23 protein-coding genes are annotated in these 25560 nt (G+C 42.9%); 17 read left to right on the top strand and 6 right to left on the bottom strand.

Annotated elements, in window-relative coordinates:
• The first annotated feature begins 5 nt into the window (after positions 1-5).
• The 8 genes from EQY75_RS00555 (at position 6) to EQY75_RS00520 (ending at position 4168) form a co-directional block, all read left to right on the top strand.
• Positions 6-950 (top strand): 2-hydroxyacid dehydrogenase, encoded by a 945-nt coding sequence (locus EQY75_RS00555; protein ID WP_129601916.1) that lies wholly within the window; start codon positions 6-8, stop codon positions 948-950.
• 34 nt (positions 951-984) lie between these two features.
• Entirely contained in the window at positions 985-1446 is a 462-nt protein-coding gene (locus tag EQY75_RS00550) for a DUF1801 domain-containing protein (RefSeq protein ID WP_129601914.1), read from the top strand.
• Entirely contained in the window at positions 1443-1829 is a 387-nt protein-coding gene (locus EQY75_RS00545) for a VOC family protein (RefSeq protein ID WP_129601912.1), read from the top strand. The genes EQY75_RS00550 and EQY75_RS00545 overlap by 4 nt, the downstream gene beginning before the upstream one ends.
• A gap of 52 nt (positions 1830-1881) precedes the next feature.
• On the top strand, positions 1882-2316 hold the full coding sequence (locus EQY75_RS00540) for a TM2 domain-containing protein (protein ID WP_129601910.1): 435 nt from the start codon (positions 1882-1884) through the stop codon (positions 2314-2316).
• Between the two features lie 81 nt (positions 2317-2397).
• Positions 2398-2721 carry an ArsR/SmtB family transcription factor gene (locus tag EQY75_RS00535; RefSeq protein WP_129601908.1) on the top strand — a complete coding sequence of 108 codons (324 nt, stop codon included), beginning with the start codon at positions 2398-2400 and terminating at the stop codon, positions 2719-2721.
• Positions 2722-2733: 12 nt separating this feature from the next.
• Positions 2734-3222: a DUF6428 family protein gene (locus EQY75_RS00530; RefSeq protein ID WP_129601906.1), complete on the top strand. Its 489-nt coding sequence runs from the start codon at positions 2734-2736 to the stop codon at positions 3220-3222.
• 10 nt (positions 3223-3232) lie between these two features.
• On the top strand, positions 3233-3724 hold the full coding sequence (locus EQY75_RS00525; RefSeq protein WP_129601904.1) for a GNAT family N-acetyltransferase: 492 nt from the start codon (positions 3233-3235) through the stop codon (positions 3722-3724).
• Positions 3725-3742: 18 nt separating this feature from the next.
• On the top strand, positions 3743-4168 hold the full coding sequence (locus EQY75_RS00520) for an arsenate reductase ArsC (protein WP_129601902.1): 426 nt from the start codon (positions 3743-3745) through the stop codon (positions 4166-4168).
• On the opposite strand, the gene EQY75_RS00515 is transcribed toward EQY75_RS00520, so the two are convergent.
• From EQY75_RS00515 to EQY75_RS00505, 3 genes are all read right to left on the bottom strand, one after another.
• The gene (locus EQY75_RS00515; RefSeq protein WP_129601900.1) at positions 4165-5976 is read right to left on the bottom strand and encodes a GNAT family N-acyltransferase; all 1812 of its coding nucleotides are present in this window, start codon (positions 5974-5976) and stop codon (positions 4165-4167) included. The two genes, EQY75_RS00520 and EQY75_RS00515, sit on opposite strands and share 4 nt — an antisense overlap.
• 86 nt (positions 5977-6062) lie before the next feature.
• The gene (locus tag EQY75_RS00510) at positions 6063-7313 is read right to left on the bottom strand and encodes an aspartate kinase (protein WP_129601898.1); all 1251 of its coding nucleotides are present in this window, start codon (positions 7311-7313) and stop codon (positions 6063-6065) included.
• On the bottom strand, positions 7310-7789 hold the full coding sequence (locus EQY75_RS00505) for a GNAT family N-acetyltransferase (RefSeq protein ID WP_129601896.1): 480 nt from the start codon (positions 7787-7789) through the stop codon (positions 7310-7312). Before EQY75_RS00505 ends, EQY75_RS00510 begins: the two co-directional genes overlap by 4 nt.
• 110 nt (positions 7790-7899) lie before the next feature.
• Here EQY75_RS00505 and fbp point away from each other — a divergent pair, with 110 nt between their 5' ends.
• Entirely contained in the window at positions 7900-8919 is a 1020-nt protein-coding gene (fbp, locus tag EQY75_RS00500) for a class 1 fructose-bisphosphatase (RefSeq protein WP_129601895.1), read from the top strand.
• A gap of 3 nt (positions 8920-8922) precedes the next feature.
• On the opposite strand, the gene EQY75_RS00495 is transcribed toward fbp, so the two are convergent.
• Positions 8923-9354 (bottom strand): tellurite resistance TerB family protein, encoded by a 432-nt coding sequence (locus tag EQY75_RS00495; RefSeq protein WP_129601893.1) that lies wholly within the window; start codon positions 9352-9354, stop codon positions 8923-8925.
• A gap of 201 nt (positions 9355-9555) precedes the next feature.
• Between EQY75_RS00495 and EQY75_RS00490 the strand changes: the two genes are divergently transcribed.
• The 5 genes from EQY75_RS00490 to mfd all read left to right on the top strand — a co-directional run bounded on the left by EQY75_RS00490 (position 9556) and on the right by mfd (position 18756).
• On the top strand, positions 9556-10572 hold the full coding sequence (locus EQY75_RS00490) for a ligase-associated DNA damage response exonuclease (protein WP_129601891.1): 1017 nt from the start codon (positions 9556-9558) through the stop codon (positions 10570-10572).
• A 12-nt stretch (positions 10573-10584) separates the two neighbouring features.
• Positions 10585-12189: an ATP-dependent DNA ligase gene (locus EQY75_RS00485; RefSeq protein WP_129601889.1), complete on the top strand. Its 1605-nt coding sequence runs from the start codon at positions 10585-10587 to the stop codon at positions 12187-12189.
• 10 nt (positions 12190-12199) lie between these two features.
• Positions 12200-14662 carry a ligase-associated DNA damage response DEXH box helicase gene (locus EQY75_RS00480; RefSeq protein WP_129601887.1) on the top strand — a complete coding sequence of 821 codons (2463 nt, stop codon included), beginning with the start codon at positions 12200-12202 and terminating at the stop codon, positions 14660-14662.
• A gap of 38 nt (positions 14663-14700) precedes the next feature.
• The gene (locus EQY75_RS00475) at positions 14701-15174 is read left to right on the top strand and encodes a metallophosphoesterase (protein ID WP_342774017.1); all 474 of its coding nucleotides are present in this window, start codon (positions 14701-14703) and stop codon (positions 15172-15174) included.
• A 213-nt stretch (positions 15175-15387) separates the two neighbouring features.
• Positions 15388-18756, top strand: a complete 3369-nt coding sequence (gene mfd / locus EQY75_RS00470) for a transcription-repair coupling factor (protein WP_129601885.1) — start codon at positions 15388-15390, stop codon at positions 18754-18756.
• A 19-nt stretch (positions 18757-18775) separates the two neighbouring features.
• Here the strand turns inward: mfd and EQY75_RS00465 are convergent, their stop codons facing one another.
• Positions 18776-19435 (bottom strand): aspartate kinase, encoded by a 660-nt coding sequence (locus tag EQY75_RS00465; protein WP_129601883.1) that lies wholly within the window; start codon positions 19433-19435, stop codon positions 18776-18778.
• Positions 19436-19474: 39 nt separating this feature from the next.
• A complete protein-coding gene (locus EQY75_RS00460) occupies positions 19475-19891 on the bottom strand; it encodes a YraN family protein (RefSeq protein ID WP_246019918.1) in 417 nt (138 codons plus the stop codon).
• Between the two features lie 141 nt (positions 19892-20032).
• Between EQY75_RS00460 and EQY75_RS00455 the strand changes: the two genes are divergently transcribed.
• The 3 genes from EQY75_RS00455 to metG all read left to right on the top strand — a co-directional run bounded on the left by EQY75_RS00455 (position 20033) and on the right by metG (position 25473).
• Positions 20033-21541 carry a DUF1800 domain-containing protein gene (locus EQY75_RS00455; protein ID WP_129601881.1) on the top strand — a complete coding sequence of 503 codons (1509 nt, stop codon included), beginning with the start codon at positions 20033-20035 and terminating at the stop codon, positions 21539-21541.
• Positions 21542-21551: 10 nt separating this feature from the next.
• Positions 21552-23246 carry a DUF1501 domain-containing protein gene (locus EQY75_RS00450; protein ID WP_165200407.1) on the top strand — a complete coding sequence of 565 codons (1695 nt, stop codon included), beginning with the start codon at positions 21552-21554 and terminating at the stop codon, positions 23244-23246.
• Between the two features lie 148 nt (positions 23247-23394).
• Entirely contained in the window at positions 23395-25473 is a 2079-nt protein-coding gene (gene metG, locus EQY75_RS00445) for a methionine--tRNA ligase (RefSeq protein ID WP_129601879.1), read from the top strand.
• Positions 25474-25560: the final 87 nt, after the last annotated feature.

The following is a 25560-nucleotide window of genomic DNA, read 5'->3' as shown; positions in this document are numbered from 1 at the left end:
GTGTAATGAAAGTTCTGCATCTTGACACCAACCATCCTTTACTACTTAGACAACTTGCTGAGATGGGCTTTGAGAATACGGAAGAGTATAAGGCCGGAAAAGAGGAGGTGCAAAGTATGATTTCCCAATATGACGGGATTATAATTCGCAGTCGGTTTAAATTAGACCGGGAATTCCTGACAAAAGCCACCCGATTAAAATTTATCGGGAGGGTTGGCGCTGGTTTGGAAAATATCGATGTGGCCTTCGCCGAAGAAAAAGGGATTTTTCTGGCCGCTGCTCCTGAAGGCAATAGAAATGCTGTAGGCGAACAGGCTCTGGGGATGTTACTTTCCCTGTTCAACAATCTGAATAAGGCAGATAGGGAGGTAAGGAAAGGAATCTGGGACCGGGAAGGAAATAGGGGATTAGAACTCGAAGGCAAAACGGTGGGCATCATAGGATACGGTAATACCGGTAAGGCTTTTGCCAGAAAATTATCTGGTTTTGACGTGGAGGTCCTTTGCTGTGATATACTTCCAAATGTAGGTGATAAAAACGGCAGGCAGGTGCGTCTGGAAGAACTGCAAAAAAATGCAGATGTGATTAGCCTGCATGTACCGCAGACCCCGGAAACCCTGGGAATGGTCAGCACCGCATTTATAGAGTCCTTCCACAAACCATTCTGGTTATTAAATACCGCGCGGGGGAAGTGCGTACTCACCTCAGATTTGGTAAGAGCGCTGAAATCCGGGAAAATAAGGGGTGCGGGTCTCGATGTACTCGAATATGAAAAGACCTCTTTTGAAGATCTATTCGAAGAAGAAAAAATGCCCGATGATTTCAAATACCTGATTAATTCAGACCGTGTCATACTAAGTCCGCATATCGCCGGTTGGACAGAGGAAAGTAAGGTTAAACTTGCCCAGACCCTCGTGGATAAAATCAAGGCTAAATTTTTAGTATCTTAGGAAGGCCAAAATTAAACCAACCTAAAATAACGTCATGACTTCAGATGCCAAGTCGCCGGAAGAATACATCAATTCCCTCCCAGAAGACCGCAAAGAGGCGATAAAACAATTGCGCAAAACGATAAACGCCAATTTGCCAAAAGGATTCAAAGAAACCATGAGTTACGGTATGATTGGGTATGTAGTACCCCATAGCCTTTATCCGGATGGATATCATTGTAGTCCGGAGCTTCCCCTGCCTTTTATGAATTTAGCTTCACAAAAAAATTATATAGCCTTATATCATTCGGGGGTCTATGCAGACAAAGAATTACTGGCATGGTTTGTTGGAGAATATCCTAAATACGTTTCCAAAAAGCTGGATATGGGAAAAAGTTGTGTTCGGTTTAAGAAAATGGAGGACATCCCCTATAAATTAATTGGGGAATTATGCCGGAAAATGACAGTGGATGAATGGATAGCTTTGTACGAGAAAAATATTAAGAAGACAAGATGAAAAACAGGGTTACAGGCCTTGGCGGGTTTTTCTTTAAAACAAAGGATCCCGACAAGATTAAAATTTGGTACAAAGAACATCTGGGCCTAAACACAGACCAATACGGCTGTACCTTCTGGTGGAAAGACAAAGAGGGAAATGACTGTTCAACTCAATGGAGCCCGTTTAAAGAAGATACCCGTTATTTTAAACCGAGTGAAAAGCAGTTTATGATGAACTTCAGAGTTGAGAATCTAAAAGAACTTTTGGCTGCTTTAGAAGAAGAGGGAGTTCAAATCGTAGGGGAAGTTGAAGAATACGAATACGGCAAATTTGGCTGGATCCTAGATCCTGAAGGAAACAAGATTGAATTATGGGAACCAATAGACAAGGCATTTCTTTGAATTCAAAAATTATTTTACTTTTATTCAAACTCTAACCATTTAAATTAAATTCATGTCTGAAGATAAAAAAGACTTAGGTGACAAGGCCAAGGATGCCTTTGACGACGCCAAGGAATCTGCAAAAAAAGCAGCAGAAGAGGCTAAAGAATCTGCCGGAGAATTCAAGGAAGAAGCTAAAAAAACAGCGCAGGAATTTCGCGAAGGACTAAATACCGCCGGAGGAGATAACAAAAAGATACTGGCAGGAATTCTGGGAATACTCTTTGGTTCTCTTGGTATTCACAAATTTATTCTCGGGTATAACAAGGAGGGTGTTATTCTCCTTGCGATTACCCTAATAGGATACGCCACCACTTGTATTGTTGTGGGTGCGTTCTTCTTCTGGATTCCCGGACTAATCGGGCTTATAGAAGGGATCATTTACCTGACAAAATCGGATGAGGAATTTTACAACACCTATCAGGTAGGGAAAAAACCCTGGTTCTAATCAGGTATTAAAGTCGGATTTTTGTAGTCCGACTTTTTTATTTCATTTTTATATCGTAATATTGCGATATACAAATATAAAATGGGACTGACAAAAACACAAATCTTCGATTCTGCACAGAATGAAATGGCCGCTATTTTTAAGGTGTTAGGCCATCCTGGCCGGATTGCTATACTCCAATACATCAGCAAACAGAATGCCTGTATTTGCAACGATATTGTAGAAGAAATAGGACTGGCACAACCCACTATATCACAACATTTAAAAGAATTAAAGCAAGCTGGCCTTATCGAAGGGGAAATTGAAGGAAACACCGTTTGCTATTGTATTGCCCTTGATCGTTGGAAAGAGATACAAGATCTGCTCAATTCCTTTTTTAATGAAACTAAAATCAATTGTTGCTAAATACTTTTTGAGATGAATACAGCTGAATTTTTACGTCTTTTGAATGACCAGGCCAATAAGGAACTTGTCTTTCACTACGATACCGATAAAAAAATAGGTGCGAATTACCATATTACCGAAATAAAAAATACCAGTATTGAGTCGGTCGACTGTGGTGGCAGGGCCGATGCTTGGCATGAAACCGTAATACAACTTTGGGAAAGTCCGGCCGAAATTGGCAAAACAGAGTACTTATCTACTTCCAAAGCCAAAAGCATACTCGATCGTGTACATCATATAAAACCCATTGATCTTCAAGCTCCGTTGAAGTTTGAATATGGAAATAATAGTTTTCACACCGCCCAGTTGCACGTTGTAGGGGTAAAAGCTGAAGAGGCGGCACTTACCGTATTATTAGATGTGAATCCCACACTTTGTAAAGCAGGGGAACTATGTGGAGTGGCTGTTGAAAATGAAACTGCTGATATGAGCGCATGCATGCCGGGTTCAGGATGCTGCTAAACTCAATAGGATGAAGATAAGACCCATGACCTCAGCAGACTGGCCTGCAGTAGCACAAATCTACCTGGAAGGTATAGAAACAGGTTTTGCCACTTTTGAAAAGCAAGTCCCCTCGTATGAGGATTGGAACAAAGCACATACGTCCAATTGCAGGTTGGTAGCCCAAGAGGGCAATTCAGTAATGGGTTGGGCTGCCCTTTCTCCTGTATCGGGACGATGTGTATACGGAGGAGTTGCGGAAGTAAGTGTTTACGTCAGTAAAGAGCATTGGGGTAAAAAGGTAGGTTCAAAGCTCCTTTTCGCCTTAATCGAATCCAGTGAAGAAGAAGGATTCTGGACGCTGCAATCCGGAATATTTCCTGAGAACGAAGCAAGCGTTAAAATCCATTTACAGTGCGGGTTCCGGCAAATAGGGTTCAGAGAGCGAATTGGAAAATTAGATGGCGAATGGAAAGACAATTTAATCTTTGAACGCCGAAGTTCTCGGGTGGGTGCAAATTAACATTACAAAAGAATAAACATGTCAGACAAAAACGTATTAGTGCTATGTACAGGAAACTCCTGCAGAAGTCAGATGGCCCATGGCTACCTGGAAAAATTTCTGAGTGATCGGGCCAAGGTATACAGTGCAGGAATAGAAACCCATGGCCTTAACCCCGGAGCAGTGGCGATTATGAAAGAAGATGGTATCGATATTACTTCACATACCTCTAATCATGTTGACGAATACCAAGGGATAAAGTGGGATTTTATAATCACTGTATGTGATCACGCCAAGGAAAACTGTCCGTTTATCCACGCACCAAATGCCAAGAGATTACACCATAATTTTTTCGATCCATCAAAAGTGGGGGGAAGCGAAGAAAAAATTCATGAAGCTTTCCAAAAGGCCCGGAATGAGATCAGGGAGTACTGTTCTGAATTTGCAAAAAAGGAATTTTCTTAGTCGGTTCCATTGCTCTCGGCCAGTTTTCGCTCGAGTTCAGCCTGGAATTCTTCCATTACTGGTTTTACAGTACTCTCAGGAAGGTCGGCTATTTTGATGTACATTAAACCGTCAACCGCATTGTTAAAAAGTGGGTCCACGTTAAAGGCCACCACCTTGGCATTTTGCTTGATGTATTTTTTGATCAAGACAGGTAAGCGCAAGCTCCCCGGCTCTACCTCTTCTATAAGGCGATCAAATTTGTTAAGGTCGGCCTCCGTTTCGTCGAAAACGAATTCTTTATCGGCATCCTTGAGTTTCACCTTGAATTCTTTTCTGGGGTGGATGTACTGGGCCACATAGGGGTCCCAGTAGTTCGACTTCATAAACTCTATCATCAAAGACTTTGAGAAATTGGAGAATTGGTTGCTGATACTCACCCCGCCAATTAGGTATTTGTGTTCCGGATATCGAAGGGTGGTGTGTACAATTCCCTTCCACAAGAGAAATAAAGGCATTGGTTTTTGCTGGTACTCTTTTACAATATATGCCCTTCCCATTTCAATGGACTGTGACATCATCCTGTAGAGTTCAGGTTCAAAACCGAAGAGATCCTGCAAATAAAAACCGTCAATACCGTGTTCAGGAAAAATATGCGATCCCATGCCCATGCGATAAGCACCAACAATGTTTTTGTCCTCGTCATCCCATAGAAAAAGATGGTGGTAAAAATCGTCAAAACGATCGAGGTCAATTGCCTTGTTTGTTCCCTCTCCTATGGCCCGGAAAGTGAGTTCTCTTTGCCTCCCTATTTCATTGAGAATAAAGGGCATATCCTTCTTTTGAGCGAGAAATACTTCGTAGTTCTTACTTTGTAAAAGGCGACAGTCTTTTTCGCGTAGTTTTTCAATCTCACCCTGTATGACTTCAGTTCTGACCGCAGTTGCAATTTTCCGAGGAGCTTTAGGGATTTTCAGACTTCCGGGAATTTGATTGATCAATCGTTCCTTTTCATAGGCATTCGCCAGGATATAAGTCTTCCGTCTTAGGAGGTCGGTAAAATCTTCAAGGGTTTCATGCTCTTTTTGGGAAGTAACAGAAATGGGCTGTCCAATTCGCACTTTAATCTCCCTGTTTCGTTGAGTAGTTAACTCTGAAGGCAGTTTAGCGGTCCTGAAGATGTCGTTGATTCGCGAAAGGCGATAAAACAGTTTACTATTCCTGGCGTGAAAGTAAATCGGAACCACCGGCACTTCGGCCTTCCTGATTAATTTAAGGGCAGCTTCCTCCCAGGGTTTGTCCACGATGAGTTTTCCATCCTTATAGGTAGACACCTCTCCAGCCGGAAAAATTCCCAGAGGATGGCCTTCACGAATATGGTGTAGCGCACTTTTGAAACCCGCAACACTGCTTTTTGCATCTTTTCTTGATTCAAAGGGATTGACCGGCAAAATATATGGTACAAGAGGCTCTACCCTGTGCAAAAGGAAATTGGCGATGATCTTGAAATCCTTTCGATGTTCAAGTAATAATTTTAGAAGGAGAATACCGTCTATCCCCCCTAGAGGGTGATTGCTTATGGTAATAAAAGCGCCATCTTTTGGCAATCTCTTGATGTCCTCTTCTGGGATCTCGAATTTGATTTCATAGTGTTCCAGAATAGCATCGAGAAATGATGGTGTATCCAAATGCTTATGCTTGGCGTAAAAAGCATTCATTGAAGATAATTTCGTGATCTTCATCAGGATCCAACCCATAAAGGTCCCAAAAAAGCCATATTTCTCAAGATTGATGGCTTTTGCTACTTCCTTGGCCGTTACTAAACCCATATTGACAAATGCTGATTAGAGGGTAAAGATAGGAAATTAGCCCATGTACATACGGGCAAAAATTTAAGATAAGGTGTGTGACAGTACTATTTTACAACTAATTGAACGGTTTCCTTTCCGCGTTGTTCCAATAGCACTTCTTTTCCTTGCTGAAGGGTATCAATGGATTGAGTGTCGAAATGTCTGATCGTGTATAAAGAAACCCCTTCGTGATGTACTACCTTAAATTTTCCTTTTAAATGATCCAAAAGTTCTTCCAGACGACCAAATTTGTTGTCTACACAAACAGAAAAACTGATCGCTGAATTCTGAATCATATCCACTTTCATTTTATAATCGTGCAGGAGTTTAAACAGATCACCGATACTATCCTCTACAATAAATGAAAAATCGAGAGAGGAAAGTTTCATCAGCACCTGGTTTTTCTTGACGATAAAACAAGGAATTTTTGGATCTATACTCTCCCCTTTTCCTACAGTTGTTCCCGGGTCTTTTGGGTTCAGAAAGGACTTTACCAACAAAGGAATTTCTTTTCGTTGCAAAGGTTGTAATGTCTTAGGATGGATAACTGAAGCGCCGTAGAAGGCCAATTCTATAGCTTCCCTGTAACTGATCTTATGGAGTAATTGCGACTCCTGAAAATACCTCGGATCGGCATTCAATACTCCCGGGACATCTTTCCAAATGGTCACAGAATGAGCGTTCAGGCAATAGGCGAGGATTGCGGCAGTATAATCAGATCCCTCTCGACCCAGAGTAGTGGTAAAATTATTTTCATCACTTCCGATAAAACCCTGACTGACATATAATTTCCCTTGATCGAGTCCTTTAGAAACCCTTTCTTGTGTCTTTTCCCAATCAATCCCCGCATCCCTGTAATTATTATCGGTCTTGATATAGTTGCGGATATCTAGCCAGGTATTGCTGATGCCGGAATCATTTAAATAGGCACTCACAATGGCAGTAGAGATCAATTCACCATAACATACTACCTGATCGTAGACAAAACTGTATTTGGGCGACTTGTTCCAGGCGAGAAAACCTCTAACTTCTTCAAACAACTCCTGTACTTCCTTAAACACAGCTTTTCTGGAAGAAGGAAAAAGGCCTTCGAGAATTTCCTGATGAAATTCAACAACTTCATGCAAAGCATTTGCCACAGCCGACTTGTCATTAAAATACGCATTGACAACTTCTTCCATGGCATTGGTGGTTTTGCCCATGGCTGAAATGACCAGGAACGTATCCTTATGGCCGGTCTCCTGTAAAACTTTTACAAGATTCTTTACTCCTTCGGCGTCTTTTACCGACGCTCCACCAAACTTAAAAATCCTCATATGTTATCTATAAAATTTTGTATTCCATTTTCGTCCAATTGAACAACATCCCAATCGCGCATCACTTTTGCACCTCGCTGCTTGTAAAACGCAATGGCCGGTTCATTCCAGTCGAGCACTTCCCAACTTATTCGCTTAACTCCCATATCATACCCGTATTTTACCACCCTTTCTAAAAGGGCAGTCCCTAGTCCGCTTCCCCTCATTTCTTCGGTCACGATCAGGTCTTCCAGGTGGAGTACTTGTCCTTTCCAGGTGGAGTATCTGGGATAGACCAGGGCCATTCCACTAATTTTTCCATCTGCCTCCCCAACAAAGCAATGGAAGAGCGGTGAAGCTCCAAAACCATCGGCTATCAGTTGGGCTGCAGAAATTTCAACAGCCTCGGGCTCCTTCTCAAATTGTGCCAGCTCCCTGATCAGATCGAGGACCTGCTCCATATCTTCTTGTTTAGCCTGTCTAATTTCGATCTTCATAGTTGTTACAAATAAAACACAAAGTTATAATTTTAAATAATGAAAGGAGTTGTAAATCCACAATGTATCACAAAATATGCGATATTTGTAGGTATACAACACAACCACTTATGGATAAAAAGAACACCACTCTTGGTGAGTTCATTATAGAAAATCAATCTTCTTTTCAATATTCTTCAGGTGAACTTTCCAAACTGATCAATGCGATCAGGCTAGCGGCGAAAGTGGTGAACCACGAGGTGAACAAGGCCGGATTGATAGACATATTGGGTGGGGCCGGAGACACCAACGTCCAGGGAGAAGATCAACAAAAATTAGACGTCCTGGCCAATGAAAAATTTATTCAAACTTTGAAGAACCGGGAAATTGTCTGTGGCATAGCCTCGGAGGAAGAAGACCATTTTATCAGTATCAACAGTAACGATGAAAAACATCAGAACAAGTACATCGTATTGATCGATCCCCTTGACGGCTCTTCTAATATTGATGTCAATGTTTCTGTCGGGACCATCTTTTCGATCTATCGAAGGGTTACCCCGATAGGCACACCGGTTACACTGGAAGATTTTTTACAACCCGGGATCAACCAGGTAGCAGCCGGCTATATTGTCTACGGAACATCAACCATGCTTGTGTATACAACAGGACATGGGGTAAACGGTTTTACCCTGAATCCTGCAATTGGCACTTTTTATCTCTCTCACCCAAATATGGAATTCCCGGAAACGGGGAAAATCTATTCGGTGAACGAGGGGAATTACATTCATTTTCCACAAGGAGTGAAAAATTATATTAAATACTGTCAGAAAGAAGAGGACGACCGGCCCTATACCTCCCGCTACATTGGCTCACTGGTTTCCGATTTTCACAGGAATATGATAAAAGGGGGAATCTACATCTATCCTAAGAGTAGTGTGGCCGCAGAAGGTAAATTAAGACTCCTTTACGAATGCAATCCTATGGCTTTCCTTGCGGAGCAGGCCAATGGAATGGCAAGTGATGGCTTCGGAAGAATCCTCGAAATAAAACCGACTGAACTGCACCAGCGCGTCCCCTTCTTTTGTGGAAGTCGTAAAATGGTTGAAAAGGCAGAAGAATTTATGGCAGAGCAGCGAGCTTTCAATAGTTAAAAACTATTCCGTTTTTCGTCTCATCATATACAGGTAATCTTCGAAATCGAATTTTCCCATAAATAGAATAATAGATCTTCGAATGACGCTTTCTGCTTTCTCGGGCGAATAGCCCAGAGCCAGGGCGTACTTTTTTATCAATCGAACTTCATCTTCGTCGATTCTGCGATCTGCAAAAATAATCCTGAATAAATCATACAGGCGTTCCAATCTCTGTTCCGATTTGTAAGGTGCTTCAATAGGATATTTATTTTCCTTCTTCATCACCTCCCTGATTTCCTCTCCTGTAATATCTAATTTTACAGCAAACTTATCAAGCACTTTTTGCTCACTGGCATTGATTTCGCCGTCCACTGCAGCTAGTGAAGCAATTGCAGCAAAATGGGCTAGATTGTTTCGCTTTTCACTGTGGCTGTATAAATCTTTGATAGGCATAATATAACATCTTGTAGAGTACAAAGATACTTTATTTGTAAGGGAAAACTTTACTAATTACTCCATATTTTTTTTTAAAAAGGCCTTATAACTGTCCGTGGATTTTAACTTTTTATCCCATCCCATTTTCCCTTGTAGAATCGGCATTAGTTGAATTTATTCATCAGTTAAAAGCCTGAGTTTTTGTACCTTGCTGCTGCTATGAAAAATCCACTTTTAGCCTTCACGGACAAAGGGATCTATTGTGAAAAAGCAAAGGTCTACCTCGATCCCTGGAAACCTGTAAATAAGGCCATAATTTCTCATGGCCACGCCGATCACAGTCGGTGGGGCAACAAACAATATATTACTCATAATCGCAATATTCCTGTCATAAAGCATCGTTTAGGAGAAATCAATGCATCCGGTGTGGAATGGAACGAACCTTTTGTGGTCAACGGTGTAAAATTTAGTCTTCACCCCGCCGGACATATTCCCGGTTCTTCCCAGATCAGGGTGGAACACAAGGGAGAAGTGTGGGTGTTTTCAGGGGATTATAAAACTGAGGATGATGGCCTGTCAACTCCATATGAACCTATCTCCTGCCACTCCTTTATCACCGAATGCACTTTTGGCCTCCCTGCCTTTAAATGGTCTCCGCAAAAGGAGGTATTCAGGGAAATTAATCAGTGGTGGACGGAAAATCGGGCTGAAGGAAAAACCTCTGTTTTATTCGGTTATAGTCTAGGGAAGGCACAGCGACTTTTAAAACATCTCGATACGTCTATCGGGCAGATCTATACCCACGCTGCCATTGAAAATATGAATGAGGTGCTTCGCACATATCTGAAGCTGCCTGATACGATTCGAATTACAAAAGAGACCAAAAAGGATGAGCTCAAAGGCAATTTGGTTCTTGCTCCACCAAGTGCTCACGGAAGTTCTTGGCTCAGAAAAATGGTACCTTATGAAACCGCCACCGCAAGCGGATGGATGGCCTTTAGAGGAGCGCGAAGAAGAAGAGCCGTTGACAAAGGATTTGTGTTGAGTGATCATTGTGATTGGGCCGGACTCCTCAGTAGTATAGAAGCAACAGGGGCATCACGCGTGATCTGTACCCATGGATATTCTGATGTTTTTTCCCGTTTCCTTAGGGAAAAAGGATATGATGCCCGTACGGAGGAGACACAATACGAGGGGGAATTGTCTGAAATGAATTCAACATCAGAATCTGAATAAGAGCGTGTTGCAATGAAGGATTTTGCTCAACTTATAAGAAAATTAGACAGCACCAATAAGACCAAGGTAAAGGTAGAAGCTTTGGCCTCATATTTCAAGAATGCGAACGATCCTGACAAAGTCTGGACGATTGCTATTCTTTCCCACCGAAGACCATCAAGACCGGTAAATACAACCTTGTTGAGAGAATGGGCTTCAGAGTTAGCCGGAATTCCTTTATGGCTTTTTGAAGAGAGTTACCATATTGTTGGGGACCTGGCGGAAACCATCGCCCTGGTGATCCCATCTGCACAAAATAATATAGACAAGTCCCTCACAAGAATCCTCAAAGACCTCCTTGCTCTGAAAAGCAAAACTGAAGAAGAGAAAAAGACTTTTCTCACGGAGCACTGGCAAAGCATGACATACTATGAACGTTTTGTGTTTACAAAGTTTATCACGGGTGGGTTCCGAATAGGGATCAGCCAAAAACTCATGACCAGGTCACTCTCTATGTCGACCGGCATAGATGAAGATATTCTGGCCTACAAACTGATGGGTAACTGGGACCCTGACACTATTTCTTTTCAGGAATTGGTACTTGAAGAAAAACAATCTGATGCATTTTCTAAACCCTATCCCTTCTATCTGGCTTATGCTCTTGAAGGGGATATTGAAAATCTGGGCGATACATCGCTTTGGTTTGCGGAACACAAATGGGATGGAATTCGTTCACAGATGATCTTTAGAAACGGAGAAATATTTGTCTGGAGCAGAGGGGAGGAACTAGTCACGGATAAGTATCCTGAGTTTTCCATGCTGTTAGGCCAAATTCCTGACGGTACGGTCCTGGACGGAGAAATCCTTCCATATCCCAATGAAACAGTGGGCACTTTTAATGACCTGCAAAAACGAATTGGTCGAAAAACAGTCAGTAAAAATCTCCTGAAATCCCATCCTGTGATTGTAAGGGCTTACGATCTCCTCGAATGGGATGGGAAGGATATAAGGGTATTGCCGTTTAAAAAAAGGCGGGAACTACTGGAAGCTCTAATAAATCCTTTGAGTACTGATCGATCGTTACCAATAGATCTCTCGGAGACCATGACTTTTGAAACATGGGCAGAATTCGCTACAGAGCGCAATCTTTCCAGAGAGAAAAAAAGTGAAGGCCTGATGCTAAAACGCAAAGACTCCCCATACCTGGTTGGTCGCAAAAAAGGCGATTGGTGGAAATGGAAGGTTGATCCTCTTACCATTGATGCAGTTCTTACCTATGCCATGAGAGGTCATGGCCGGCGAAGTAACTTATTTACCGATTACACTTTCGGACTTTGGAATATCAATGAAGATGGAGAAAAGGAATTGGTGACCTTTGCCAAGGCCTATTCCGGGCTAACCGATGCAGAATTTCGAAAAGTTGACGCATGGATAAAGAAGAATACACTGGAGCGATTTGGACCTGTGAGAAGTGTGACCCCCCATCATGTCTTTGAAATTGCATTTGAAGGGATAGCGCTCTCCGGCAGGCATAAAAGTGGGGTCGCCACTCGCTTTCCACGAATACTTCGATGGCGAACCGACAAGAGTATTGAAGAAGCCAATTCCCTCGAAGACCTCAAAAAACTGATCCCCTGATAAAGCCAGTATGAAGAAAAATCCGGACGTATCCATAGCGGAAAATTGGTTTCAGGAACAGGGATGGTCCCCTTTCCCATTCCAGCGCAAAACATGGAAAGCGTATTTAGATGGCAAAAACGGACTCCTCAATGCCCCAACGGGAAGTGGCAAAACCTATGCGCTTTGGTTTCCTATCGTTCTTGAGTATCTCAAGGATTACGAACTTTCTGGAAGCAAGCATAATAAAGGACTCAAGGCTGTTTGGATTACGCCATTGCGCGCCCTTTCACAAGAGATCAGGCAATCAGCCGAACGCATTATTACAGATTTAGAACTTCCCCTGACTGTAGGGATCAGAACCGGAGACACCTCCACCAAAGAGAGGAGTAAACAGCGTAGATCCATGCCTGATCTCCTAATCACCACTCCGGAAAGCCTGCAGTTACTGTTGGCTACCAAGGGCTATGATAAAATTTTCGGGGGATGCAAAGCGATTGTAGTTGATGAATGGCACGAATTGCTGGGAACAAAACGAGGGGTGCAAATGGAGTTAGCCCTTTGCAGGATAAAAAGCCTGGCTCCAAAACTGAGGATCTGGGGAATCTCCGCCACCATAGGAAATCTGGAACAGGCCAGGCAGGTATTGTTAGGGCCAGAGAGTGACGCTTTTGACAATTCCATTATGATACGGGCCAACCTCAATAAAAAAATTAATGTGGTCAGTATTATTCCTGACGAAATCGAAACTTTTCCCTGGAGAGGACATCTGGGATTGCGCTTACTAGACAGCGTTATTCCCATTATCAACAAAAGCAAAACTACCTTACTATTTACCAATACCCGGAGTCAGTGCGAGATCTGGTATCAGAAGATTCTGGAAAAATATCCGGAGCTCGCCGGTGAAATGGCCATGCATCATGGAAGCATCAATAAAGACACCCGAATCTGGGTAGAGGAGGCCATCCGCAAAGAAGAATTAAAAGCCGTGGTATGTACTTCAAGCCTCGACCTAGGAGTAGATTTTGCCCCTGTTGAAACCGTGATTCAAATTGGAGGTCCGAAGGGAGTAGCACGATTTATGCAAAGAGCCGGCAGAAGCGGGCACCAACCTGGGAAAGAAAGTGTCATTTATTTTCTCCCCACACATGCCATAGAATTAGTTGAAGCATCAGCCCTGCAGCAAGCAGTGATAAAACGGGCCGTAGAAGATCGGCTTCCATACCTCAATAGTTTTGACGTTCTCGTCCAATATCTGATCACCCTGGCAGTTTCAGACGGATTTTACCCGGCAGAAATCTACAGAGAGGTTAAAAGCACTTTCTGCTATCAGGCCATAACAGAAGACGAGTGGCGCTGGATTATTAACTTTCTGGTCATGGGTAGCCAGAGTCTGCAGTCTTACGATGAATATAAAAAAGTAGAGGTTTCGGAAGACGGTAAATTACAGGTAAATAACAGGGGCATAGCCATGAGGCACAGGTTTCAGATCGGGACGATTGTTGGCGATGCTCATCTTACAGTTCGTTATCAGAAAGGAGGATATATCGGTTCAATAGAAGAGTACTTTATTTCTAAATTATCTCCCGGTGACGTTTTCACCTTTGCCGGCAGAAATCTCGAATTTATCAGGATAAAAGAGATGCAGGCCCATGTTAGAAACTCCAGAAAAAAGACCAATAAAGTTCCGAGTTGGATGGGTGGCCGACTCACCCTCTCTGCCCAGATGTCTCAACTTCTGAGGGAAGAGCTCTACTCCGCCAAACTGCCTTATGATCAGCAATCTGAAGCCATCCAATGTCTGGCCCCTATTTTTAAGCGTCAGGAGGTGGAGAGCATTGTTCCCGGTCCGGAAGAATTCCTGATTGAATCCTTTAAAACAAGGGATGGATACCACCATATTTTTTATCCCTTTGAAGGCAGATTTGTACATGAAGCAATGGGTAGTTTATTGGGATACCGAATTAGTTTGCTATCGCCCATCACCTTTTCCCTTGCGTTTAACGACTATGGTTTTGAGTTGCTTTCAGACCAGGAAATAGATATACAGTCCATTATAGACAACGATCTTTTTAGCCCTGAGTATCTTTTGGACGATCTTGAAAAGAGCCTTAATTCTACTGAGATGGCCAGGAGAAAGTTCAGAGACATAGCCGTAATCAGTGGTTTGGTTTTTACGGGCTATCCGGACAAGGGCGTAAAAATGAAACACTTGCAAAGCAGCTCCCAACTTCTCTTTGAGGTCTTTAAAGATTATGAAGCGGATAATCTCTTATTCCTCCAGGCCTACAGGGAAACCTTTGAACACCAACTGGAGGAGGGCCGATTGCGAATAGCCCTTGAGCGAATTGAAAGACAGGATATCGTATGGAAAAAGTGTAAAAAACCAACGCCCTTCTCCTTTCCTATTATTACGGACCGATTAAGAGAGAAAATGTCCAGCGAAAAACTGGCAGACCGAATCAAAAAAATGACGAAGTTATTGATGAAGTGATCTCTGTTCAACATTGCTTTCTTCTTATCTTTGACCTCATGACAACGCAGATCCTGACCATTTCCCAACAACAACTAGAACTCCATCCTTCAGGGGTTGTTTATTGGCATAATGAGGATGTTCTGCTTCTCAGTGATGTACACCTGGGAAAAGTATCGCATTTTAGAAAATACGGGGCAGCTGTTCCTCAGCAAGCGATTGATAAAAACTTTGAGATGATGCAGCAAGCCCTGCTCCACTTTCAACCAAAATTTATTTGTTTCTTGGGAGACTTGTTTCATTCCAGCCTCAACATAGAATGGCAGATGTTTGAGGATTGGGTAAAAAAAGCTGCTGTGCCGATTATCCTTGTCGCTGGAAACCACGATATTATTTCACCTTTAAAATACGAGGCCCTGGGTATTTCTATTAAAAAAGAACTGATCTGGGGCCCTTTTTACTCACGCATTACCCGGAGGAACGGGAAGGCTTATTTAATCTATCGGGGCATATCCACCCGGCTATTAAGCTGAGAGGCCACGGAAGACAAAGTTTACGCCTGCCTTGTTTTTTTAAAAATAAATACCAGATGATTCTCCCGGCTTTCGGTACCTTCACCGGATCCCACGTGATGGAAAAAAACAAGGAAGATGAAGTATACGCCATCGCAGAAGCAGCCGTGATAAAAATTTAAGGGTTCGTTGCAGAAGCAGTAGTACCGCCATATCTTTGCACAAAAATTGCAGGTGACGAAAAGCACCATTCCTTTACTATACGAAGAGTCTCCGAAACTCAGGAAACTCAGGGAAGCTATTGTTCAATCTCAAAATAAAACGATACTCAAAGGGCTTGTAGGCTCTGCGAGATCCTTGGTAGTAGCCGAGGCTTTCAGATTGTCTGAGCAACCCTTTCTGTGGATATTAAGGGACAAAGAAGAGGCCGCGTATTGTCTCAATGATCTGGAACAGTTTTTCGGAGATCAAAAAGTATTCTTTTATCCCGGTAGTTACCGCAGGCCTTATCAGATCGAAGAAACAGATAATGCGAATGTCTTGCTCAGGGCAGAAGTGCTCAATCGTATCAATTCCAGAAAAAAGCCGGCTATCATTGTCACCTATCCCGATGCCTTATTTGAAAAAGTAGTCACCAGGAAGGAACTGGCCAGGAATACCCAGAAAATTAAGGTGGGAGATACTCTTTCGCTGGACTTTTTAAATGAAGTCTTGTTTGAGTATCGCTTCCACAGGGTTGATTTTGTTACAGAACCCGGTGAATTTGCCGTTCGTGGTGGTATTGTCGATGTTTTTTCATTCTCTCATGACCAGCCCTATCGGATTGAGTTTTTCGGAGATGAAATAGACAGTATCAGAACCTTTGATGTTGAAACTCAACTTTCCACGGAAAAAGTAAAAAAGATCACCATCATCCCGAATGTCGAAAACAAGTTTTTAAAAGAATCCCGTGAGAGTTTTCTAAAATATATCGATGCAAATACCGCCATTTTTGTCAGCGATCAGGAGGTGCTACAAGAGCGAATTTCCGAATTTTTTAAAAAGGCTAAATTAGCTTTTGCCGAACTCTCCGAAGAAATCCAGCATTCTCATCCGGAAGAACTTTTTACTAGTCCGGAAACCATCAAGACCGAACTTCAGCAATTTCCCCTGATCACTTTCGAATCAGATCAGCAATCCGAAGGGCCGGGCGATATCGTATTTCACACCAAACCGCAACCGGTATTTAACAAAAAGTTCGATCTCCTTCTAGCCAACCTGAATGAAAATGAAGACAAAGGATTCAGCAATTACATTTTCTGTTCCTCTGAGCAGCAGGCCCGGAGATTTCATGATATCTTTGATCAGATAGGAAAATCTGTTCACTATCAAACGCTTGTTGCTCCACTTCACGAAGGATTTATTGATGAAGATGCAAAATTGGCCTGTTATACCGATCATCAGATCTTTGAGCGCTACCACAAGTTCCAGATTAAAAATGGCTACGCTAAAAAACAGGCGATTACCCTTAAGGAACTCAATAAACTCACGGTTGGGGATTACGTTACCCATATTGATCACGGGATAGGTAAATTTGGCGGACTTAAAAAAATAGAGGTTGAAGGCAGACAGCAGGAGGCTATTAAACTGATGTATGGTGAACGCGATATCCTATACGTAAGCATCCATTCCCTGCACAAGATTTCCAAATACAATGGGAAAGACGGGGCCGTCCCTAAAATTTACAAGCTGGGGTCCGCGGCGTGGAAGAAACTTAAACAAAAGACCAAATCAAGGGTCAAGAAAATTGCCTTTGACCTTATCAGCGTTTATGCCAAGAGGAGACTCGACAAAGGTTTTGCCTACGCTCCGGACAGTTATCTACAACACGAGTTGGAGGCTTCCTTTATATATGAAGATACTCCAGATCAGGTTACAGCTACTCAGGATATCAAAAATGATATGGAGCGGGAAAGGCCTATGGACCGTCTAATCTGTGGAGATGTTGGATTTGGTAAAACCGAAGTAGCCATCCGCGCAGCATTTAAAGCCGTTGACAATGGCAAACAGGTTGCCGTCCTGGTACCTACCACTATTCTAGCATTCCAGCATTACAGGACATTTACAGAACGTCTTGCTGATATGCCTGTAAAAGTGGATTATTTAAATCGATTCAGAACCGCAAAGGAAAAACGGGAAACCCTGGCAGAGCTGGCTGAAGGCAAGGTTGAAATAATCATCGGAACACATCAGTTGGTAAATAAGAATGTGGTGTTTAAGGACCTGGGACTTCTCATCGTTGATGAAGAACAAAAATTTGGAGTTGCCGTAAAGGACAAACTCAAAGCCATCAAGGAGAATGTAGATGTGCTTACCCTTACCGCCACACCTATCCCGAGGACCCTCCAATTTAGCCTTATGGCAGCACGTGACCTTTCAGTGATTACTACTCCTCCCCCAAACCGCTACCCTATTGAAAGCCATGTGATCAGACTCTCCGAATCAAGTATCAGGGATGCCATCTCTTATGAATTGCAAAGAGGCGGGCAAGTATTTTTTATCCACAACCGGATACAGAACATTAAAGAAGTGGCCGGAATGTTGCAACGCCTGGTACCTGATGCCAAAATCAGAGTAGGCCACGGACAAATGGAAGGGAAAAAACTAGAGACCCTGATGCTGGCATTTATGAACGGAGAATTTGATGTGTTGGTCTCCACAACCATCGTGGAAAGCGGCCTCGACGTTACTAATGCCAATACCATCTTTATAAACAATGCAAATAATTTTGGTCTGAGTGACCTTCACCAAATGAGGGGAAGAGTTGGTAGAAGTAATAAAAAGGCCTTTTGTTATTTTATCACGCCTCCCTACCACGTTATGACCACCGAAGCGAGAAAGCGAATTGAGGCCCTGGAACAATTCACCGAATTGGGAAGCGGATTTAATATCGCTATGAAGGATTTGGAAATACGGGGTGCCGGTGACCTGCTTGGGGGAGAACAAAGCGGATTTATAAATGAGATCGGTTTTGAGACCTATCAAAAGATTCTGGCTGAAGCCATAGACGAATTAAAGGAAAATGAATTCAAAGATCTCTACGAAGATGATGGCAAAGAGAAGAGTTATGTGAAAGAGACGCAGATTGATTCCGACTTTGAACTCCTGTTCCCTGACGATTACGTGAATAATATTACTGAAAGGCTTAATCTTTACACCGAACTGAATTCCATTTCAGACGAAGAAGAGCTGCAGGAATACCAGCTTCATCTGCGCGACAGGTTTGGCCCCTTGCCGGAATCGGTCGAAGACTTGTTAAATTCTGTTCGGATTAAATGGTTCGCCAGTAAAATTGGTATTGAGAAGGTTGTGATGAAAAAAGGTAAATTACTGGGCTATTTTGTCAGCGACCAACAGTCGGCTTTCTATCAAAGTAATACATTTACAAAGGTGCTGCAATACGTGCAATCGCATGCTGGAATTTGCAGGATCAAAGAAAAGCAAACCCGGAACGGACTTAGATTACTACTGATTTTTGAAAATGTAGGTTCAACCGATAAAGCACTGGATGTTTTACGACCAATAGTGGGAGAGACCGAAGAAATTTCACAGCCCGCTTCCTGATCATTTATTATAAACCTTATTATAAGTTTTTCAAGTCCTTTATCGTCTTGAAGGCCATATCTACCTGCTCATCATTGACTATTACTGTGAACTCATTTGTTGTGGAGATCACCTCAAACAAGACGATCCCCTCCCAGGCGAGGCGCTGAAAGATAAAGTAATAGATCCCCGGAACGGAGACGTTTTCCGCGGGCAACTTTACGGTTATCGATGATAAATTGGAGGCTTTCTGGGTACACTTTTCAGCCTTGAAAAGTGATTCCACTAGGGAATCCAGACTATTGCTCACTACGATATTCAACTCATTTACGCCACGGGAAGATGTGTAAAATACCTCTTTATTCTTACTGACCTCCTGAAGCAATTGTGTCTGGTTGTTAAGTATGCTGTCTGAAACCAGAAAGGTAAAATCGGTAAGGGAAGACCTTACAGTGATTTCTCCGATATTCTTTAAAACTTTGATGATCCTGTGAGTGGCCCTGAATTCGAGATCATCAGAGAGGCGTTTTAAGGCCATTACGATCGCACCATTGCGAACATCTTTTCCGAGTTCTTCTTCAATTTCCGGTTTAATTAGGCGCGAAAGGGAAGTGAGATTAATAATTCCCTGGGCCAAAGCACTTTGTAAAAAGGGCTTTTTCCTGATGTAATGTTCTACCACTGAAGAAATAGTCTTCATGTCGTTTTTTTCAAAAATAACAAAATGTTATAAATAAAACTATTGATGGTAATGGGAAAAGGCTGCTTTGAGGTGTTCCAGATTGAATTTCTGATTCTCGTGAAGAAGCAGAATTACATCAAACCGTACTTCAACATCAAGGTCATTTGCCAATACATAGTGATCTGCTGCTCTTATAATTCTATTTCTTTGCTTGAGACTGACGGCATCGGCCAGTACTCCAAGGTATCCCCTTCGCCTCATCTTAACTTCCACTACAGCCAAAATCCCCTCTTTCTCTGCGAGGATGTCAATTTCGGCCTTGCCAAACCGAAAATTTCTTTCCATTATACTATATCCCTTATTTCTCAGCCACTCCACCGCCATATCCTCTCCTATCTTGCCCAATTCCTGCTGCACCTTCATAGCCTCCTGAAAATTAACAAAATAGCGCATTTCATCGAAAAATGAGTTCATTTAACCCATATTTTGGCCTCGAGATTGTACATTAGACTTCCGGATATCGAATATCTCGGGTTTTCCATACTAAGTAAATGGATTAAGCGTTAAGAATTTGCCCCTACACACATGAACATTCTTAAAGCCTAAAAAACAACTATGGAATACTTCGTTAATTGTAACACCTCTACATTAGCGCCTTACACAACACCCCTGGATAAAGTCAGGGCTGCGCATTTGTACAGGAGACTAGGGTTTAGTGCCTCAGTCCAGACCATAGACCAAGCTGTAGGACAAAATGCAGGAACCCTTGTTGATACATTAATTAATGAGGCAGTTACCATGCCACCCCTTGCAGCACCAGCATGGTCTGATTGGAATAATAGCAACTATCCTGCGGACGACGATCTCGCAAGGCAGGTTAGAAGGGCGCAGACAGAGGAGTGGGCAGTAGCCTACACCAATGGAATGTTGAACAACAATCTCCGTGACCGTCTGAGTTTCTTCTGGAGCAACCACTTTGTAACCGAGCTGGATGTTTACGACTGTAATAGCTTTTTGTACTATTACACTGACTGTTTGCAGCGTAACGCTATTGGTAACTTCAAAACTTTTGTGAGTGAGATAGGTTTAACCAGTGCTATGCTCTATTATTTAGATGGAGCCTATAACAATGGGAATAACCCCAATGAGAACTACGCCCGTGAACTTTATGAGCTTTTTACCCTGGGTGAAGGGAACGGATATACAGAGCAAGACATTATAGAAACCGCCAAAGCGCTTACCGGATATGTGGAGCGTGGCGAAATAGGATGTACACAGGTAACCTTTGATCCTACCAGATTCGATGCCGGACCAAAAACTATTTTGGGACAAACCGGAAATTGGAACTATGACGACGTAATTGATATCCTTTTTCAGGAGCGTCCCAATGAAATTGCCAATTTTATCTGCCAAAAACTATACGAGTATTTTGTTCACCCTGATTCTGATGACGATGCAGGAAATGCACAGAGCATCATCAATGGGTTAGCTGCTACAATGGTCTCTAACAATTTCGAAATTGCCCCGGTTTTATCTCAGCTCTTTAAAAGTGAGCACTTTTTTGACGATGAGGCCATTGGCGTAATTATCAAGAGTCCGTTCGATATCTATTTAAATCTGATCAAGGAAAGTAACTTCGCATATAATGACAATACTGTACTCAATGTTATAGATACAACCAGAATGCTGGGACAGGAATTATTTGATCCTGTTGATGTTGCCGGATGGCAACGAGACCGTAGCTGGATAAATACCAATTTTATTATTGGAAGATGGTTAACTGTGGAGGTCTTCCTAGAGATTTTCTACCAGTCGAACCAGGAACAGTTCAGAACCCTGGCTATGGATGCTGTTGGACCTGCTGATAGCAATACCAGCAATCCTGAAACGGTGGTTAGAGCCCTGGTGAACAAGTTTACCCCCCTTGGGTTGCTTACAGACCAGGATTTTGAGAATGCCATGGATGTATTTAAGATAGAAGATGTGCCGGAAGAATACTACGGCTCAGACTACGTACCCGGAGGACTGGGCCTATGGATGTTATCCGTTAGTCCTGAAGTCCCTCAACAGGTCTTTTTACTCCTGATGCATTTATCAAGACAACCCGAGTTTCAACTTAAATAAACCTACAATTATGTGCAATAATCATATCCCCCTTAATATCAATAAAGACAACGGGCACGACGAGGAACACAAGTTCTGGAGCAGGCGTTCCTTCCTGCAGGCAATTGGTATCGCCGGATCAGGTTCCATGATGCTGGGCAGCAATATGCTTTCCGCTTCAGCACCATCGCCCCTTACTGCGGCTATTGCGAATGCAGATTCAGATAATATCCTTATTCTGATCAGGCTATCAGGAGGAAACGACGGTTTGAGTACCGTTATTCCTATTGAGCAATATGACCTTTATGCCAATGCCCGACCTAATATCTACATTCCTGAAAGTAAGGTGCTAAAACTTACGGATGAATTTGGAGTCCCTTCTTATATGAACGCCCTTGAATCTATGTGGGGTGAAGGACAATTCAAGGCCGTCCACGGAGTAGGGTATGAGAACCAGAGTCTTTCTCATTTTACCGGATCGGATATCTACGCCAATACAGATCTTACCACTACAGGTTTTTCAGGACTGGATACAGGATGGATGGGCAGGTATTTTGAAAATATTTACCCCGACTACCTTGTAAATCCGCCCGCCTCCCCGGCAGCTATACAGATCGGAAACTTTGGTAGCTTGGTTTTCCAGGGAGAAGAAACAAATTACGCCTTTGTTACATCTAACATAAATCAATTAGAGGAAATCGCAGAATCAGGAGTTCAATACAGCCTTGATCCTACTCTTTTTAATGATTGTATGTACGGTGATCAGCTTAAATTCCTCAGGGGAGTAGCCAATACGACCTATGAATATTCTGGACTGATCCATGAAGCGTATGAGCGTGGACAAAATCAGGTACAATATCAGGATAATGGCTTTGCGCGACAATTGGCGCTATTGGCCCGCTTGATAAAAGGTAATTTAGGCACCAAGGTCTATATGATCTCTATGGGTGGTTTCGACACCCACGGAAATCAGCCCCTGGCCCACGAGCGCCTGATGTCTAACCTTTCTATCGCGATCAACAATTTCTACGAGGATATCGCCTTTACGCAACAGGACGACAAAGTATTGAGCATGACCTTCTCTGAATTTGGAAGAAGGATCTTCGAAAACGGTTCTAACGGAACCGACCACGGTAAGGCAGCCCCTACCCTCTTCTTTGGATCAGGATTAAATGGAAGTGCTTTTGTGGGAGATCACCCTTCCCTTGAAAATCCCAATGGGAGAGGAAACTTAGAATATACGATGGACTTCAGGGACCTCTATGCCACGGTTCTTGCCGAATGGATGTGCGTGCCTATTCCTTTAGTGGAACAACACCTGTTGGATCATCCCTACGCTCCGGTGAATTTAGGATTTAATTGCAGCGGGGTTCAGTTTCCGGACATTGCCTATAGCGATGAACCATTTACACCCCCTACACCAATGGATCCGAATTCGGAAGACCCGAGTGAAGAACTTTTAAATGCCATTGTACACAAACCCTTTTACCCCACTCAGGAGGCGCCGCATATCTATCTCGAGATGCCATTTAGTGCTCATGTGGACATACAGCTCTATAATATCCTTGGACAAAATGTGGGTACGGTTTACAATGAAATGATGTTTGAAGGATCGGTGGAAATCAATATCAGGGAAAGAATGCCTGAGTACCTCTCTACCGGAAAGTATATTTACCGTATTCAGGTACAAGACAAGAAAATGTCTAAATCCGTTATGGTAGCGTAAGCTACTCCTACGACGCTATAGCAGCCTTCGTATTTCCGGCTTCAGAAAATCATCTGGAGTCATGGACATACGAAGGTTTTCTTTTTTCCCTCTGCCGGAGAGAAGGCATTAAAAAATGGTTATTTTTGTGCCTTAATCCACGAGTTTAATGGCATTGGCACCTAAGAAATTCTCCCGGCACACCATTACCGCAGCATTACCTTACACAAATGGCCCCATTCACATCGGGCATTTGGCCGGGGTTTATGTTCCCGCAGATATTTATGCGCGATTTTTACGCCTGACAGGCAGAGATGTAGCCTTTGTTTGCGGCAGCGATGAGCACGGCTTTGCCATTCCCATGAAAGCAAAGAAAGAAGGGGTGTCGCCAAAAGACATCATCGACAAATATCACGGGATTATAGAGAAATCCTTTCAGGATTTTGGAATCACCTTCGACAACTATTCCAGGACCTCAGCTGAGATTCATCATCAGACAGCCAGTGAATTTTTTCTGAGGCTGTATGAACAAGGCGATTTTATTGAAGAAACCACAGCACAACTCTACGATGAACAGGCGAAGCAGTTTTTAGCAGACCGTTTTGTAACCGGGACATGCCCAAAATGCAGCTATGAAGAGGCTTACGGAGACCAATGTGAAAACTGTGGCTCCTCCCTTAACGCAACGGACCTCATCAATCCTAAATCTACCCTTTCAGGAGCAGTTCCGACCCTCAGGGAAACCAAACACTGGTTTCTCCCTTTAGAACGTTATGAAGAATTTCTGAAGAGCTGGATCCTGGACGACCATAAAAACGATTGGAAACCCAATGTATATGGCCAATGCAAATCATGGATCGATGACGGTCTCAAACCCAGGGCGGTAACACGCGATCTGGACTGGGGTATTCCTGTTCCGGTAAAAGGAGGAGAAGGGAAGGTTCTATACGTATGGTTCGATGCTCCCATAGGCTATATTTCCTCTACCAAAGAATGGGCCGGGCGAGAGGGAAAAGACTGGAAACCTTACTGGCAAGCAAAAGACACAAAATTGGTTCATTTCATCGGGAAAGATAATATCGTTTTTCACTGTATCATCTTCCCCAGCATGCTAAAGGCCCATGGTGACTATATTCTTCCTGAAAATGTACCAGCCAACGAATTTTTAAATCTGGAAGGCCAGAAATTATCCACGTCAAAAAATTGGGCCGTATGGCTACATGAATATCTGCTTGATTTTCCAGATGCGCAGGACGTGCTTCGTTACACGCTTACGGCAAATGCCCCTGAGACCAAAGACAACGATTTCACCTGGGCCGATTTTCAGGCACGGAACAACAATGAGCTTGTAGCCATCTTCGGCAATTTCGTAAACAGGGTTGTTGTCCTTACGCAGAAATACTACAAGGGTACAGTCCCTGCGGCAGGAACCTTAAACCCGGAAGACCTTGAGGCACTCAAAGCTCTACGTGAATTTCCGGATAAGATTGCCGATTCTATTGAGCGGTATCGCTTTAGAGAGGCAGGCCAGGAACTGATGAACCTCGCCCGTCTGGGCAACAAATATCTTGCTGATCAGGAACCCTGGAAGGTGATTAAAGAAGACGAAGAACGAGTTGCAACAATTATGAACACTGCCCTACAGATTGCAACGGGGCTGGCTGTGTTGAGCGAACCCTTTCTGCCCTTTACTTCAGGAAAATTAAAGGTCATGCTTCACCTTGAGAACCTTTCTTCGCATTTGGAATGGAATACTATTTCAACAGCAGATAAGCTCTTGCCGGAGGCCCATCAGTTAGGAAAACCTGAGTTATTATTCCGAAAAATTGAGGATGATGAGATCAAAGCACAGCTCGATAAATTAGAAGCCACTAAAAAAGCAAACACTACAGAAAACAAGGACGTTATGCCACAAAAAGATACGATTACCTACGAAGACTTTTCCAAAATGGACATGAGGGTAGGCACTGTACTGGAGGCTGAGAAAATGCCCAAAACAAAAAAGCTTATGGTGCTCAAAGTAGACACCGGTCTAGATACAAGGACCATTGTGTCTGGAATTGCCGAACATTTTACGGCCAAAGAGGTAGTCGGGAAAAAGGTAACCGTTTTGGTAAACCTGGCGCCCAGACCCTTGCGCGGTGTGGATAGCGAGGGAATGATTCTGATGACAGAAAATGAAAATGGCGATTTAATTTTCTTAAATCCCGATGATTCCGGAGTGATAAACGGAGCGACGATTTCCTAGTATATACTTCTATCGAAGATTAATAAAAAAGTAGCTCTAAACACTTTTATATTTTGTAGGATTCCCCTTTCTTTGATATCTACTTAT

The organism is Muriicola soli, assembly GCF_004139715.1.
GTDB lineage: Bacteria > Bacteroidota > Bacteroidia > Flavobacteriales > Flavobacteriaceae > Muriicola > Muriicola soli.
The sequence above is the reverse complement of the archived record's forward strand: the minus strand, read 5'-3'. Positions and strand labels throughout refer to the sequence as shown.

What these genes read in the sequence shown, in the direction of transcription:
- EQY75_RS00450 (WP_165200407.1), top strand. Translation starts at nt 21,552, where the DNA reads ATGTGCAATAATCATATCCCCCTTAATATCAATAAAGACAACGGGCAC.
- metG (WP_129601879.1), top strand. Translation starts at nt 23,395, where the DNA reads ATGGCATTGGCACCTAAGAAATTCTCCCGGCACACCATTACCGCAGCA.
- EQY75_RS00465 (WP_129601883.1), bottom strand. Translation starts at nt 19,435, where the DNA reads ATGAAGACTATTTCTTCAGTGGTAGAACATTACATCAGGAAAAAGCCC.
- EQY75_RS00550 (WP_129601914.1), top strand. Translation starts at nt 985, where the DNA reads ATGACTTCAGATGCCAAGTCGCCGGAAGAATACATCAATTCCCTCCCA.
- EQY75_RS00540 (WP_129601910.1), top strand. Translation starts at nt 1,882, where the DNA reads ATGTCTGAAGATAAAAAAGACTTAGGTGACAAGGCCAAGGATGCCTTT.
- EQY75_RS00480 (WP_129601887.1), top strand. Translation starts at nt 12,200, where the DNA reads ATGAAGAAAAATCCGGACGTATCCATAGCGGAAAATTGGTTTCAGGAA.
- EQY75_RS00455 (WP_129601881.1), top strand. Translation starts at nt 20,033, where the DNA reads ATGGAATACTTCGTTAATTGTAACACCTCTACATTAGCGCCTTACACA.
- EQY75_RS00515 (WP_129601900.1), bottom strand. Translation starts at nt 5,976, where the DNA reads ATGGGTTTAGTAACGGCCAAGGAAGTAGCAAAAGCCATCAATCTTGAG.
- fbp (WP_129601895.1), top strand. Translation starts at nt 7,900, where the DNA reads ATGGATAAAAAGAACACCACTCTTGGTGAGTTCATTATAGAAAATCAA.
- EQY75_RS00510 (WP_129601898.1), bottom strand. Translation starts at nt 7,313, where the DNA reads ATGAGGATTTTTAAGTTTGGTGGAGCGTCGGTAAAAGACGCCGAAGGA.
- EQY75_RS00460 (WP_246019918.1), bottom strand. Translation starts at nt 19,891, where the DNA reads ATGAACTCATTTTTCGATGAAATGCGCTATTTTGTTAATTTTCAGGAG.
- EQY75_RS00485 (WP_129601889.1), top strand. Translation starts at nt 10,585, where the DNA reads ATGAAGGATTTTGCTCAACTTATAAGAAAATTAGACAGCACCAATAAG.
- EQY75_RS00555 (WP_129601916.1), top strand. Translation starts at nt 6, where the DNA reads ATGAAAGTTCTGCATCTTGACACCAACCATCCTTTACTACTTAGACAA.
- EQY75_RS00535 (WP_129601908.1), top strand. Translation starts at nt 2,398, where the DNA reads ATGGGACTGACAAAAACACAAATCTTCGATTCTGCACAGAATGAAATG.
- EQY75_RS00495 (WP_129601893.1), bottom strand. Translation starts at nt 9,354, where the DNA reads ATGCCTATCAAAGATTTATACAGCCACAGTGAAAAGCGAAACAATCTA.
- EQY75_RS00545 (WP_129601912.1), top strand. Translation starts at nt 1,443, where the DNA reads ATGAAAAACAGGGTTACAGGCCTTGGCGGGTTTTTCTTTAAAACAAAG.
- EQY75_RS00520 (WP_129601902.1), top strand. Translation starts at nt 3,743, where the DNA reads ATGTCAGACAAAAACGTATTAGTGCTATGTACAGGAAACTCCTGCAGA.
- EQY75_RS00490 (WP_129601891.1), top strand. Translation starts at nt 9,556, where the DNA reads ATGAAAAATCCACTTTTAGCCTTCACGGACAAAGGGATCTATTGTGAA.
- EQY75_RS00525 (WP_129601904.1), top strand. Translation starts at nt 3,233, where the DNA reads ATGAAGATAAGACCCATGACCTCAGCAGACTGGCCTGCAGTAGCACAA.
- EQY75_RS00475 (WP_342774017.1), top strand. Translation starts at nt 14,701, where the DNA reads ATGACAACGCAGATCCTGACCATTTCCCAACAACAACTAGAACTCCAT.
- EQY75_RS00505 (WP_129601896.1), bottom strand. Translation starts at nt 7,789, where the DNA reads ATGAAGATCGAAATTAGACAGGCTAAACAAGAAGATATGGAGCAGGTC.
- EQY75_RS00530 (WP_129601906.1), top strand. Translation starts at nt 2,734, where the DNA reads ATGAATACAGCTGAATTTTTACGTCTTTTGAATGACCAGGCCAATAAG.